This is a genomic window from Streptomyces sp. NPDC047072, assembly GCF_040643855.1.
In the GTDB taxonomy this organism is placed as follows: domain Bacteria; phylum Actinomycetota; class Actinomycetes; order Streptomycetales; family Streptomycetaceae; genus Streptomyces.
The window spans coordinates 1-12282 of record NZ_JBEYVC010000004.1; the positions used below are offsets into that span (position 1 = coordinate 1).

Sequence of the window (12282 nt, forward strand, 5' to 3'; positions counted from 1 at the left end):
GCGAGCGCGGCTTTGGTGCCGAGGACGGCCTCGGTCTTCTGGTAGCTGAGCAGTTCCCGCAGTTGGGGGGCCCAGCCCAGCTCGCCGAGTTCGACCTGGTGGGCGAGGTGTCGGGCGACCCGGACCACCCGGGCATCGATCCTCAGGGCCAGGGCGAGGTCATAGTCCGTGCCGATCTGGATCTGCACGCTGAACCGGCTCGCGAGCGCCTCCGTCAACACCGCGCCGTGGACGCCGGGATTGTGGCCCGCCACCACGTAGAAGCCCGGCTCGGCCTTGATGGTCTCGCCCTTGTGGGCCTTGACCTGGATCTGCCGGCGCCCGTCCATCGCGGGATACAGCGCCGCCAGGACCTTCGGTGAGATCAGGGTGGCATCGTCGATCAGCAGGGCGCGGCCCTCGGTCATCGCGGTGACCAGCGGACCGTACTGGAAGACGTAGGCTCCCGCGTCGTCCTGTGTGTACTCGCCGATCAAGTCGCCGACCGTGGTGTCGCCGTCACCGGCGACGGTGAGCAGGTCCTCGAACGCCGCCTCGACCAGACTCGTCTTGCCGGTGCCCGGAGGGCCGTAGAGCAGCACCGGCACGTCGGCGTCGCGCAGACGGTTCAGCGCCTCGACGTCGGGCAGATCGGCCAGCTCCCGGGGGTGGTAGAGCTGGCCCCCCGCGCGGCGGATAGGGCCGGTCTGCCTGGGCGTGGCTGTGGCGGGAATGGTCGTGCGGGCCGTGGCCGCCTGGGCGCGGGGAGCGTGGGTGCCCGGCGGGCTGATCACAGCCCTCTGCGCGGCTGCGGCGGTTTTCGCGTTCGCGCGGAACTCCGGTTGTCCGGTTCCGCCTTGGTCGGCCTCGCCGCGTCGCACCAGGGTGAGGGCGGCGTTGCGGACGGCGCCGTGGGAGTGGCCCAGCTGCCGGGCCATGTCCCCGATGGTGAGCGTGTCCGCAGGCCGGTCGGCCAGCAGTCGGGCCACCTTGGCCCGTAGTTCGCCGCCCTTGGTGCGCGCTGGAGGGGTAGGCGTTCCGGGTGTGGTCAAAACGAGGGTCCTTCAACAGGTGGGGGTGCGGGCGGGGTTGGCGATGCGCTTCAGAGGCTGGCTGTTCTCGGAGCGGATCACGGACTGTGCCGGCATCGGTGACCGGGCAGGCCGGGGCGTACCGTCGGCGCTCACCGGCCGGCCGAGGGCTCGGTCCAGGGGCAGGGGGTGAGCGGCGACGAGCAGCTCGCTGGCTGCCGAGCAGGCCCGTGCATCGGCTCCGTACCAGGCTCCGTCGCTCGGCAGGCGCAGCCCGGCGTCTCTTCGAAGCCGGCCTGGAGCAGGATCCGCCGGGCGGCGACGTTGTAGCCGGTGGTGGTGATCTCGCCGGTGACGGTGTGCCGGATCGTCATGAACGGCTCTGCTGGTGCTTCGGGCAAGGCGGATCTCCTATCGGTGGTGGCGGGAAAGCGGTGGGGTGTTGGGCGAAGGCGAGGCGGGCCCGGAGCTTCCAGCCCATCAACGGTGCGTGGCTGGCTCACGAACGACGGACAATGACTGCCGACATGCTCCAGGGCGGGCCTCACCGCCCGCAGCTACCTGACTCGCCTCTCCGCACGTTCCGATAGCCGGATCTACCAACAACGGCCATGGCCGGACTCCTACGTGGGATCGAGAGGAAGGTCAGCGCGTTCGACGGGGGCTGGACGGGGCAGCCGGTGAACGCGCTGCTTCGTCCAGCGAAGTGGGCTGCGCTGCCGGGCGGTTGGGGGAGGATGCGAGAGCGGCGCGGGCGCGGGCGGTGTGCGTGACCGACGGAAGCTCGTACCGGGGCAGCAGCGGTACGTCGGCCAGGGTCGGGGCGCCCTCCGGGGTCACGTCCGGCATGACCGCCAGGTCGAGTTGGGCGGTGACGAGCTGGTCACCGAGGAACGCGACGTGATGGGCGATGGTGCGCAGGTGCTGGCCCAGCTCGCGGCCGTTGGCGGTGCCCAGCCGGTTGCACCACGCGGCGGCCGTGTCGAGGAACTCCTCCAAGTCCCCGACAACGCCGTGGTGTTCGTCGAGGATCTGGTCCAGAACGTCGGCGACATCGGCCGAGCGGCGCAGTTCGTGCAGCTCCGCGGTCAGGGCGGTCAGCGACTGCCCCGGCAGCGCCTGACGTGCGGGCACGCTGTCCGGCGTCGGGATCGGCGGCGGCAGCATGATGCTCGGGTCGGCGGCGACCGAGAGGCCGACGTCCTGGAACTCGCGGCTGGCACGAGCCACGGCCCGCACCGCCGTGTTGTGCGGGGTGTCGTCGGCCAGCGTGTAGAGATCGAGGGTGCTGTTGTGGCGGAAGTGGTGCTTGCGCAGCACCTCGTCGAGGAACGGGTGATCGTCCGATACGGCGGCGACCACACCGAACTCCGGGTGGACACCGAAGGCGACGTCGGGCTCCAGTTGCAGTTTCATGCTGAAGGATTCCTTCGGGTTCGGATGGCCTAGCGGGCGCGGGCCGGCTGCCGGGGAGCCTGGGCCGGGCGGAAGGCGACGGTGACGTCGGGCCGCTGCGGCACCGAAGTGCTCGCGCGGGCCGGGGAGATGGCGGTGGCGGTCTGGACCCGGCGCTGCGAGGCCGCAGGAGTCGGATCGGGACGTCCGTTGCCGCGGATGTAGGAGAACGCGTCGAACGCGAGGGCCGTGCTGTCCAGCCGCGTCTCGACGTAGCGCAGATCACCCTCGCCGTGCAGCAGTACGCCTTCGCCGGTGCGGGCGTCGGTGCCGACCGCGCGCAACGTGCCGTCGGGATCGCGGACCTGGTCGTGCACGACGATCCGGGCGGCCCGGATATCGGCGTCGAGCGCGCGGGCGGAGGCGGAGACCGCCTCCCCAGCGCCGAGGAACTCCGGGACGGGGGTGTTCGCCTGCCCGTCGAAGAGACCTCGGCCAGGGCTGGGCCGGGAGACGGGCTTGAGGTCGTACACGGCGTCGGAGGTGACGCTGTACTGCGCGGCACGCAACGACTGAACGGCCTGCTGTCCGCGCCGCGTCAGATCACGGTCCGGCTCGGTCAGGGCGTACAGGCGGCTGCCGGGCAGCCGCTCGAAGCCGACCCGCCGCAGCATGTGATCGGCGACGTGGTTGTCGTGCGACATCGAGGCCACGACGCCGTACTGGGCGTGGTGGGCGACGGTGATGTGAGGGCGTATTTCCGCCACGAGAGGTGCACCTCGCAGAGGTCGGGGCCATGCGGAGGACGAGGATGTGGCCCGAAGACGGATTTGGCGGGGCCGGGGAATGTGCGCTAGCGCGATCGGCGCACGCGGTCGTGCGCGAGGAGGCCGGGCGGCGCCGCAGTGACGGACACCGCTGTCGTCGCGAGGCTCTGCTGGGCTGTATGAGGCGACCGGGCGCGGGCGGCCTGGACCTGCGTGGACTGCGGTGACCTGACCGGTCGGCCGCGCTCGGCCTGGGCCATCTCGACGAGCACGCCGCCGCTCTCGATCCAGGTCAAGGAGTAATGCCAGCCTTCGGCGTTGCGCTCGACGACGGCCTTCGCGAACGCGGCCCCGGCGCGCGGGTGATCCGGCAGGAGCGCGCCGGTGACGAACTCGAAGTCGGCCTGAACACGCGCGCCGCCCTCTAGGGCCTCGCGCAGCACCCGAAGCCGGTATGGCCACCGCCCCTCCGCACGATCCTGCGGATCCAGGAACAGGAACGGGAGCGCCTCCTCGGCGTGGGCGACCAGGGCAGGGCCGTGGTCGAGGAAGGGAGCGAACAGAGCCCACATATCCGCATCCCGTTGCTGCTGGCGCAGGTCGTAGCGCTCATCGAGGGGCCAGTGGTCGGCGTCGCACAGGCTGTCGGAGATCGCGTCCCACTCGGCAAGAACCCGTTCGCCGGCGGCTACCGCCACGGCGACCTCTTCAACGCGTGCCGCACGTACGGCCTGCTCGTAGCGGGGAAGCAGCCGGTCGGCCACCGCCGATGCCGCGCGCGCCGGGTCCGCGTCGACGACGATGCCGTCGGGTGCCTTGACCCGGTCCGCGACGTCGCTGCCGCTTGGCTGCAAGGCGGCGACCAGGAACTCCCGTGTGCGCCGCGGGCGGTCGACGACGACCAGCTCGCGACCGGTGCCGCTGGTGAGCACGGCGTGGCGGGACAGCACGAACTGCTCGAAAGCCCACTTCACATGACCGTCGTCCCAGAGCCGCTCCGCGAGCGGGGACTGATCGGCGTACGCGGCATGGTCCTGGGCGATGACGGTCCAGGAACCGGGCAGTCGGGCGGCGAGATCCTGGGCGAACGTCGCAAGGTCGGCACGCTCGTTGGCCTTGCGGGGAGCGAGGGAGGCCGGGTGGTCTGCGGAAGGAGACGCAGGAGAGCTGGCGGCGGGCGTCGGTATTCGTTCAGACATGACGGAAGCTCGATTCCTGCCCGGCGCCGAGCCGCCGGGATTCGTCGAGGGCGCCGAATGGGCCTGTGGCCAGGGGGATGTAGCCGTGAGAAGCGTTGGCCGCGGTGGCGCGGAGGTAGCGCTGGACGAGCCGATGCATCGCGTGGCGGATCTTGTACTGCTGAGACATGAAGGGGGGCTTCCTAGGAGCGCTCGGGGCGGGAAGACGCGGGGGCCGGGACGTGGCGCCGGCCCCCGCGCGGCAGGATTGATCAAGGACGAGTGATCGCGCCCATCCGGGCGTCCGTGTCGAACAACTCGCGCTCCCGTGGATGCAGAAGATGTTGAGTAATGAACGATCGGCCCGCTACTTTCCACAGGCCACGCCCCTTGGTGAGAGCGGAGACCGCCTGGGTCTCGACGCCGGTGAGCCCCAACAAGGCTGTGGCGGAGGCTAGTTGGTCGGCTTCCTGGCGGTAGATGATCCGGGTGGAGCAGTCGGTGAGCAGGCCCTCGGCCAGAGCTCGACCCCGGGAGCCGGCATCACCGGCGGCCAGCAGGTCGCTGAGGCGGTGGATGACCATCAGGTTCGCGATGCCCAGGCCGCGGGAGAGCTTCCACTGGCTCTGCATCCGCTCCAGCAGCGCGACGTGACGCATGACGCGCCAGGCCTCGTCGTAGATCACCCAGCGCCGCCCTCCGGCGGGGTCGGCGAGGGCAGACTCCATCCAGGCGGAGGCGCAGGTCATGGCCAGGACGAGCGCGGTGTCGTCGCCAGCGCCGCCGAGGCGGGACAGGTCGATGGACAGCATCGGCGCGCTCGGGTCGAAGGCCACGGTGCTCGGCGCGTCGAACATCCCGGCCAGGTCGCCGTGCACGAGTCGGCGCAGTGCGTGGGCGAGGTCCTCGGCGGCGTGCCCGAGACGGCCGGACAGCTCGCCGAGTGCGGCGTCGAGGCGCTCGGGGGAGCCGAGGACGTAGGCGACCTCGCCCAGCAGTGGCGTGGTGCCGTTGGCCTCGGCGTAGGCGACGACCTGGTCGAGCGCCACGTCAAGGGCGGTGTGCTCCATGGGGTGCAGCTCGCGCCCCAGGACCGTCTTCGCGAGCGAGCCGAGCAGCAGCAGGCGCCGCTTGCGGACCTCGGTGATCCAGTCTTCCTCGCTGACGCCGTACGGCCGGGCGGGCGCGTCCAGAGGGTTCAGGCGTCCCGGCAGGCCGGGGCCGAGGGCGATGGTCTGTCCGCCCAGCTCCTGGGCGACGACGGTCCACTCGCCCTTCGGGTCGCACGGCACGTAGATCCGGTAGCCGAAGGCCACGGCGCGCACCGCGAGGGACTTGGCCAGGGCGGACTTGCCCATGCCGATGATCCCGGCCAGCAGGATGTTGGGATTGGTGAAGCCGTCGAGGCGCCCGTACAGGGCGAACGGGTCGTAGGTGAACGCCGCTTCCGCGTGCACGTCGCGGCCGATGTAGATGCCCTGCGCGCCGAGACCGCCTTCCGCAAGGAAGGGGTAGGCCCCGGAGGCGGTGGCCGTCGTCATCCGGTGGGCGGGCAGCTTGAGACGGCCGCCGCGGGCGGAGGCCGGCCCGGGACGGCCGGCGGCCGGGTAGGTGGCCCGTAGCTCGGGGTCGAGACCGGGCGCGGTCGGGCGCGCTGCGGGGCGTGCGGCGTGCCGGGCCTGGTCGCGGGCAGCGGCGAACTGATGACGGGCGGCGCGTGCCGTACGGCGGTCGCTCTTGCGCGGGACGAACAACGGGCTGGCGCTGGCGCGGGTGGTGCGAGAGGCCATGAGGTGGTGCTCCTGATGGTCAGTGGCGGGTGAGGCCGGTGAAGGGGTCGCGCAGGTCGGCCGGGGTGTGGTCACGGCGGACGCGGGTGGCGGTGGCCAGGTGGCGCTGGCACACCGTGAGTTCGGGCGCTCCCTCGGGCCGCCGGGCCCGGCACGCCTCCCGGGTGGGGAGGCGGCCGGTGCCGGGGTGTGGGGCGGCGTGGAAGGCGGCGTGGAGGTGTTCGGCTGCCTGCCACAGCCGGATCCGGCACGCCCGCAGGTGGTCGCCCTCCGCCCTGGCCACCGGGGTGGTGCGGGCGGTGTGGGCGTCGAGCAACCCGTACAGCGCGACGACATGGGCGTGCAGGGAGTCGAGTTCGGCACGGCCGGCGGCGACGGGGGCGACCGGCATGTTGATCGCCTGGTGGAAGTCGAGCGCGGCGGTGGCGAACGGGACGAAGTCCGGAGCCAGTTCGGGCAGGGGCTCGGTCGGCATGGGGGTGCCCTTCGGTAGAGCGCGAGAGGGTGGTGCGGGTGCGCTACGGGCGGGCGAGGGGCAGGGCGGCGTTGGTGAAGGCCTCGGCCTGCTGCCAGGTCAGAAGGCGCAGGTCGACGAGTGCGGCGACGGCGGCCGTCTCGATCGCGGCGCAGGCGGCGTTGAGCTGCTCGTCGGTGTCGGCGCTCACGGTGAGCAGGCCGGTGAGGGCGACGTCGGCGTGTCCGGCGATCAGCTGGCGCTCGCGCTGCTTGATGTCGGCGTACTCGACCGAGTCCTCCTCGGAGTCGACCTGGCCCTTGCGCTGCCGCTCGGCGGCGTCCGCGATCACCGTGGCCTTGCGGCGCTGTACATCCTTGAGCGCGGAGTCCAGGCCCTTGGGCTCGTAGGTGAGCGAGAGCGTGCGGCGCACGCCGGAGGTGAACAGGAGCTGGTGCAGGAAGCCGGGTGAGGTCTCGATGCGGGGCCAGTTCTCGATCCAGAACGTGGCGTGGTGGGCCGAGTCGGTCTGGATCCGGTCGGCCTTCTCGACCAGGACGACGGGTCCGGCGGCAGCGGGTTCGGCCTGCGCTCGGCCCGAGGCCGACCACTGGTCCAGGGCGGCCGACGCCTTCGGGTCGTACGCGGTACGGATTACGGCGGCGATCTCGGACGCGTCCAGCCAGCCGCTGGGTGTGAGACCGGAGTTGCGGGCGGCCTGGTCGAAGGTGGCGGTGAGCTGGGCCAGGACCGCGAAGCTGCCGGTGAGTCCGCCGCCGGCCTGGTTGATCAGGCGGCGGGCGGCCTTGAGGTCGAGGGCGAGCGCGACGTACGCCTCGTGCGGGGCCGCAGCCGGGCCGGCGGCGGCCAGCAGGTCGCGGTAGATGGGGCCGGCGAGGTGGGTCTCGGCGTTGCCGTGCTCGTGCCAGTAGCGGTTGAGCGCGTCGCCGGAATCGGGCACCGTGCGCTCCAGGACCTGGACGCGGGCGATGTGCCCGGTGCGCGAGAGCGCCGCCAGCGTGCGCCCCCAGCCTGCGACGTTGCCGGTCTGGGTGGCCGGGTCGAGGAGAGCGAAGGCGCGTGAGGAGACCTTGACGACCGCGGTGAGCGTGCCGTGGTGCGGATCGTGCACCGCACCGAAGCGACCGCGCGGGGCGGTGACCACCCGCAGGGACGCCGCCGTGCCCGGGAGGTGGAGCAGGCCCTCGCGGCGCGGCCGGGTGGACGGCCGGGCGAGCCAGACCAGCTGGCCCCGGAAACGACGCAGCGCGTACCCCACGGCGACAGGCGCCCAGTCGGCGAGGGACCGCCCGCGATGACGGACGAACACCGCCGCCAGAATGACCACCCACAGCGGGATGAGCTTGAGCGCCCCGGGGACGCCGGAGGTCAGCAGTACCGCGAGCAGCAGCAGCCCGGCGAGGGTGACGACGATCAGCTGGGGAGCCGACAGGCCGAGCAGTACGCCGCGCCGCGAGCGGTGCGGGAACTTCACGGTGGCCGGACCGTCGGGCTGAGAGGTGTCGGAAAGCATGGTGAAGCCGTCCTTGGAACGTGGAGAGCAGGAGAAGAAGCGGGAGGAGACGGGGCGGGCGGTGCCGGAGGCGGCTGCTGCCGCCCGCCCGTCAGGCGAGTACTACGAGTCCGATCCGCCCGGCGGCTCGGGGTAGACCCACCGCTGCGGTGTGGCACCGCCCTGCGGAGACGGTCCGCTCACCGGCCCGGGACGCCGGGATGCTGGCGGATCCAGGTGCGTGATGCGCGGCTGCGCCACCGCCGCGCCCTGGGGTGTCGGCCCTGAAGAGACCGGCGCCGCGTCGGCCGCAGCCTCTTCGCCGGGACGCTGGATCAACGCCTGTCCGCGGTCACCACCGGTGGGAGGCCGCCGAATCAGAGCCCGCCCCTTGTCACCCGTCGCGTTCGGGCCTTCACCGAAGCGGAAGTGGGTCTGCTTCGGCTGGGCGCCGTCGGTGGAACCACCGGTCGGGTCGATGCCGGAGGCGACACCGCCCGAGCCCTGGCCCGGAACCGTCGACGGTCCCTGCGGAGCGCGCATGCCGGTGCCGGCCTGCATCGCGAGCTGGCCCGCGGTCTTCGCCGCACCGGCGGCCACCGCGACTCCGGCGACGCCGGTACGGTGCAGGTCGTCCTGGCCGCCGCCGTCGGCCGCCCAGTGCACGAACTTGTACGTGGCGTAGGGGCACAGCATCACCAGGACCATGACGACGATGCCCGCCATCGCGTCGGACAGGGCGGCGAGCCCGTCGGAGGCGTCGCTCTTGCCCATGGCCGAGACGCCCAGCAGGAACACGATCGTCATCAGCAGCTTGCTGACGATCAGAGTCGCGGTCGCCTCGATCCACCCGCGCCGCCAGCGCCGTGCCACTTCCCAGCCGCCGCCCGCGCCGGCGAACACCGCCAGCGTCACCAGGACCAGGATGCCGACCTTGCGGGCGACCATGACCGCCCAGTACAGGAACGCGCCGATGGCACACCCCAACCCGACCGTGGCGGGGATCATCCAGCCCATCGTGTACATCGGGCCGAGGTTGTTGACCTCGATCACGCGGCGGATCGCGTCACCGATGGACGTGTTCGCCGCCTTGAACAGCCCGGCGGACAGCGCGTCGACGACGGTCAGAGCGACGGTGCTGCAGGCGATCGCGGCGAACGCGAACAGGACGCCCGCCACGGTCCCGGTCACCGCCTGCGCCAGAGCACGCTCGTCACGGCGCCAGGCGGCCCGCATCAGCTGTAGGCAGAACGTGCCGACGGTCAGGACGAGACCGATGGGCAGCAACAACTCGTAGTTGTCGCGAAACCACCCGGCGTTGAGATCGACGGCCGTGGTCTTGTCGACGGCCGTCGAGGCGAGGTCCGCGGCGGACTGGGCCAGCTCGCCCATCGACTTGGCGATCCAGGCACCGATGCCGTCGGTGATCGCCTCGCCGGTCGAACCGACGACACCGCCGACGGTGTCGCACACCGTGTTCATCAGGGGAAGGTCACAAGCCCCCATGGGGGCACCTCCTTTCGGGAATCGGGGGCGTCAGGGCGCGACGGTCGGCAGCACGCCGACCAGGGCGCAGCCCATGTCGGGGCGGCACTGGACGGCGAGCGTGGTGGAGCGGGACTCGGCTCCGGACCCGGAGCCCTTCCAGGAGACGGACTGCTTGCCGGTGACCGTGACGGCGTAGACGTACGCCTCGGTGATTGCGCCAGGATCCTGGGCCAAGGCGGTCTTGAACGCCTGCGGGAAGTGACCCTCGCTGATTTCCGCGGTCGCGCGCTGCTGGTTGTCGTGCATCCGCGACCACAGCACCGGGCTGGGAATCTGGTCGGAGACGGAGTCCCAGTCGGCGTACTTCTTCTCACCGGTCATCCACCGCTTGAGGCCGGCGACGTGCTCGGCACGGGAGAGGGACCGGGTGTCGTACGTCCAGAGCACCTCGGTTGCCGCCTTGGCGAAGACGATCGGATCGCTCGTCTTGGGCGGCGTCGCAACTGCCGTACGTGCGCCCGGAGTTGCCTCGGGCGAAGCAGCGTGCTGCGTGGACGCCGGAGTCGGTGCGGGCTTCGCCGAGACGGGGCTGTCCGCGCGGGTCAGATACGCGAGCAGCCCGGCCACGGCCAGCAGCACGGCGAGGACGAGGCCGCCCAGCAGGGCACGCCGCAGGACCGAGGACGGCGCCCCGTAGGTGTGCTCATGGGCGGAGAGAGAACGTTTCTTCGGCATCAGTGAACCTGGGTCCCCATCGCCGAGAAGAACGCGACGATGCCGTTGGCCGCGCCGAGCAGCAGCGCGCACCCGGCGGCGATGACCGTGCCCTTCTTCCCGTTCGCCTCGGCCTGGTGGCCGCCGCTGTGGTGGCCCCAGGCCCAGACCATGGCGGAGATGGCCAGGGCGCCGACCACCGCGACGATCCCGAAGAGGTTGATCGAGGAGATGACGTTCTTCAGCACGCTGAGGCCGGGAAGACCGCCCTCCTTCGGAGTGATGCCGGGGTTGTACGCCAGATAGTGGGCGTGCTGCATGAGCTTCACTTGGAACTCCAGTTCGATTGTGGGCGGGCGAGGGCCCGAGAGGAGATGGAGTGAGGGGAGGGGGGCAGGGGCCGGTCAGACGACCCGGCGGGCGGCGACGATGTCGGCGCGCCAGTCGGCGAGGGTCGAGATCTTGACCACGTCACCGGTATGCGGAGCCTGCAGAATCAAGCCCTGGCCGATGAACATCCCGACGTGTTCGGGCGCTGCGGCCGTGCCGCGGGTGAACAGGAGGTCACCCGGCTCGAGGGTGTCGACGCTGACCGCCTCGCCCTCCTTGACCTGTGTGTACGTGGTTCGGGAGATCGAGACACCGCCGGCCTTGTACGACGCCTGCATCAGGGACGAGCAGTCGCACCGCCCCATCGGGTCCTGGCCGTGCGGAGCGGAACACGAACCGCCCCACTGGTACGGCGTACCGAGCTGACCAAGACCCCAACGGATCGCCGTACGCACCGACTTGGGTGCGCTGGCCGGGATCTCGTAGCCCTCGGGTACGGCCCCCGCGGGAATCGGGCCGAAGGAGGAACCGTCCTCGCCCGTGCCGCACGCGGTAGCCGTCAAGGAGTCCGTCTGCTCGTCCTCACCGCCCGTGTCGCTTTCTTTGCCGGAACTTCCGTTCTGACCAAGCGACTTGGCGATGGCCTTCTGGAGCGCCGTGGCCAGCGGCTCCCACTTCGCGTACGCGTCGGGATAGCCGCTCTTCTGAACCGCCTGCGCGGCCTGGGCGACGGTCATCGACTGCCAGTCCGCGACCTTGAGTAGGCCCTCGTAGAACTTCGTCGAGGCGTGCACCGGATCGCGAACCTCGGTAGCCGTACCCCAACCCTGGCTGGGACGCTGCTGGAAGAGACCGAGCGAATCCCGATCCCCGTAATCCAGGTTCCGCAGCCCCGACTCCTGCAGAGCCGTGGCCAGGGCAACGATCTGCCCCCGCGCCGGCACCTTCATCGCGACGCCGGTGGCCTGGATCGTCTCGGCGTTCGGTATCTGCTCCTCGGGGTCATCCAGCCCTGAAACGGACACGGATCCCTTGCTGCCGTCCTTGAGGATCGACTTCACCAGCTTCGCGACCGCCGCGCTGTCCACAGCCTGTGCGCCGCCTGCGGAACAGGCAGCCTGAGCACTGCTGGAACCAACGAGAGCGACAGCGACCGGCGCTATCAGCAACGTCGGGCCGAGCGCCACGGCCCCCGCTATGGCAATGGCCTTCTTCACGGACGCGGACCGAACGCCGTGCGGCAGGACAGGGAATCTGGCACCGGGGAGGGGTGTGCTTGGGCATGCTGCATCGGCAGCTCCTAACTCGTAGGCAGCGCGGTGCAGGCGTTCTCGTCGAAAAGGCCACCGGCACCGCGCCGGTTGTGAATTCGCAATCCCTGAGAGAGGCAGGAAACCAGGGCCGGGAGCTGCTGACTCCCGGCCGCTGGCCCCTTACTGGAACGCGGCAGCCAGCCGCGCTCGTAATCTCACTCGCCACATGGGGTTTCCCCCTTCGCTGATCAGGAAGGCGGCCGGTGGAGTGCCAGGCGCGCTGTTCTTTGGACGGATCGGCACGCATCGACACAGCTCAGCAAGTCCGGCGCCGGGTCCGGTCCTGCGAACACGGCGAGACTGTAGGGACGGAATCCGGCCGTACCAAAC

General features: G+C 71.1%; 14 protein-coding genes. 1 reads left to right on the forward strand and 13 read right to left on the reverse strand.

Going from position 1 to position 12282, the window contains the following annotated elements; all coding sequences use genetic code 11:
• From ABZ896_RS02620 to ABZ896_RS02660, 9 genes are all read right to left on the reverse strand, one after another.
• A partial coding sequence (locus ABZ896_RS02620; protein WP_360921080.1) for an AAA family ATPase occupies positions 1-968 on the reverse strand: 968 nt, incomplete at its 3' end.
• 194 nt (positions 969-1162) lie between these two features.
• Positions 1163-1384, reverse strand: a complete 222-nt coding sequence (locus tag ABZ896_RS02625) for a hypothetical protein (protein ID WP_360921083.1) — start codon at positions 1382-1384, stop codon at positions 1163-1165.
• Positions 1385-1655: 271 nt separating this feature from the next.
• Positions 1656-2426, reverse strand: coding sequence for a hypothetical protein (locus tag ABZ896_RS02630; RefSeq protein ID WP_360920727.1), 771 nt, complete (start codon positions 2424-2426; stop codon positions 1656-1658).
• 29 nt (positions 2427-2455) lie between these two features.
• Positions 2456-3172 carry a hypothetical protein gene (locus ABZ896_RS02635; RefSeq protein ID WP_360920730.1) on the reverse strand — a complete coding sequence of 239 codons (717 nt, stop codon included), beginning with the start codon at positions 3170-3172 and terminating at the stop codon, positions 2456-2458.
• Positions 3173-3258: 86 nt separating this feature from the next.
• Positions 3259-4371 (reverse strand): hypothetical protein, encoded by a 1113-nt coding sequence (locus tag ABZ896_RS02640; RefSeq protein WP_360920733.1) that lies wholly within the window; start codon positions 4369-4371, stop codon positions 3259-3261.
• Positions 4364-4540: a hypothetical protein gene (locus ABZ896_RS02645; RefSeq protein WP_360920736.1), complete on the reverse strand. Its 177-nt coding sequence runs from the start codon at positions 4538-4540 to the stop codon at positions 4364-4366. Before ABZ896_RS02645 ends, ABZ896_RS02640 begins: the two co-directional genes overlap by 8 nt.
• An 82-nt stretch (positions 4541-4622) precedes the next feature.
• The gene (locus tag ABZ896_RS02650; protein WP_360920739.1) at positions 4623-6140 is read right to left on the reverse strand and encodes an ATP-binding protein; all 1518 of its coding nucleotides are present in this window, start codon (positions 6138-6140) and stop codon (positions 4623-4625) included.
• A gap of 19 nt (positions 6141-6159) precedes the next feature.
• Positions 6160-6615, reverse strand: coding sequence for a DUF6238 family protein (locus tag ABZ896_RS02655; protein ID WP_360920742.1), 456 nt, complete (start codon positions 6613-6615; stop codon positions 6160-6162).
• Positions 6616-6658: 43 nt separating this feature from the next.
• Positions 6659-8128, reverse strand: coding sequence for an SCO6880 family protein (locus tag ABZ896_RS02660; protein ID WP_360920745.1), 1470 nt, complete (start codon positions 8126-8128; stop codon positions 6659-6661).
• On the opposite strand from ABZ896_RS02660, the gene ABZ896_RS02665 reads away from it, so the two are divergent.
• Positions 8127-8264, forward strand: coding sequence for a hypothetical protein (locus ABZ896_RS02665; protein WP_360920748.1), 138 nt, complete (start codon positions 8127-8129; stop codon positions 8262-8264). The genes ABZ896_RS02660 and ABZ896_RS02665 overlap by 2 nt on opposite strands.
• On the opposite strand, the gene ABZ896_RS02670 is transcribed toward ABZ896_RS02665, so the two are convergent.
• The 4 genes from ABZ896_RS02670 to ABZ896_RS02685 form a co-directional block, all read right to left on the reverse strand.
• Positions 8231-9613: an ATP-binding protein gene (locus tag ABZ896_RS02670; protein WP_360920751.1), complete on the reverse strand. Its 1383-nt coding sequence runs from the start codon at positions 9611-9613 to the stop codon at positions 8231-8233. The genes ABZ896_RS02665 and ABZ896_RS02670 overlap by 34 nt on opposite strands.
• Positions 9614-9643: 30 nt before the next feature.
• Entirely contained in the window at positions 9644-10330 is a 687-nt protein-coding gene (locus tag ABZ896_RS02675; protein ID WP_360920754.1) for a hypothetical protein, read from the reverse strand.
• Positions 10330-10629, reverse strand: a complete 300-nt coding sequence (locus ABZ896_RS02680; RefSeq protein ID WP_360921086.1) for a DUF6112 family protein — start codon at positions 10627-10629, stop codon at positions 10330-10332. Before ABZ896_RS02680 ends, ABZ896_RS02675 begins: the two co-directional genes overlap by 1 nt.
• An 84-nt stretch (positions 10630-10713) precedes the next feature.
• The gene (locus tag ABZ896_RS02685; RefSeq protein WP_360920757.1) at positions 10714-11856 is read right to left on the reverse strand and encodes a C40 family peptidase; all 1143 of its coding nucleotides are present in this window, start codon (positions 11854-11856) and stop codon (positions 10714-10716) included.
• Positions 11857-12282 lie beyond the last annotated feature (426 nt).

Bases quoted from the DNA above. Each gene is read 5' to 3' on its own strand.
- ABZ896_RS02625 (WP_360921083.1), bottom strand. From the start codon at position 1,384: ATGACGATCCGGCACACCGTCACCGGCGAGATCACCACCACCGGCTAC.
- ABZ896_RS02630 (WP_360920727.1), bottom strand. From the start codon at position 2,426: ATGAAACTGCAACTGGAGCCCGACGTCGCCTTCGGTGTCCACCCGGAG.
- ABZ896_RS02640 (WP_360920733.1), bottom strand. From the start codon at position 4,371: ATGTCTGAACGAATACCGACGCCCGCCGCCAGCTCTCCTGCGTCTCCT.
- ABZ896_RS02645 (WP_360920736.1), bottom strand. From the start codon at position 4,540: ATGTCTCAGCAGTACAAGATCCGCCACGCGATGCATCGGCTCGTCCAG.
- ABZ896_RS02650 (WP_360920739.1), bottom strand. From the start codon at position 6,140: ATGGCCTCTCGCACCACCCGCGCCAGCGCCAGCCCGTTGTTCGTCCCG.
- ABZ896_RS02655 (WP_360920742.1), bottom strand. From the start codon at position 6,615: ATGCCGACCGAGCCCCTGCCCGAACTGGCTCCGGACTTCGTCCCGTTC.
- ABZ896_RS02665 (WP_360920748.1), top strand. From the start codon at position 8,127: ATGGTGAAGCCGTCCTTGGAACGTGGAGAGCAGGAGAAGAAGCGGGAG.
- ABZ896_RS02660 (WP_360920745.1), bottom strand. From the start codon at position 8,128: ATGCTTTCCGACACCTCTCAGCCCGACGGTCCGGCCACCGTGAAGTTC.
- ABZ896_RS02670 (WP_360920751.1), bottom strand. From the start codon at position 9,613: ATGGGGGCTTGTGACCTTCCCCTGATGAACACGGTGTGCGACACCGTC.
- ABZ896_RS02675 (WP_360920754.1), bottom strand. From the start codon at position 10,330: ATGCCGAAGAAACGTTCTCTCTCCGCCCATGAGCACACCTACGGGGCG.
- ABZ896_RS02680 (WP_360921086.1), bottom strand. From the start codon at position 10,629: ATGCAGCACGCCCACTATCTGGCGTACAACCCCGGCATCACTCCGAAG.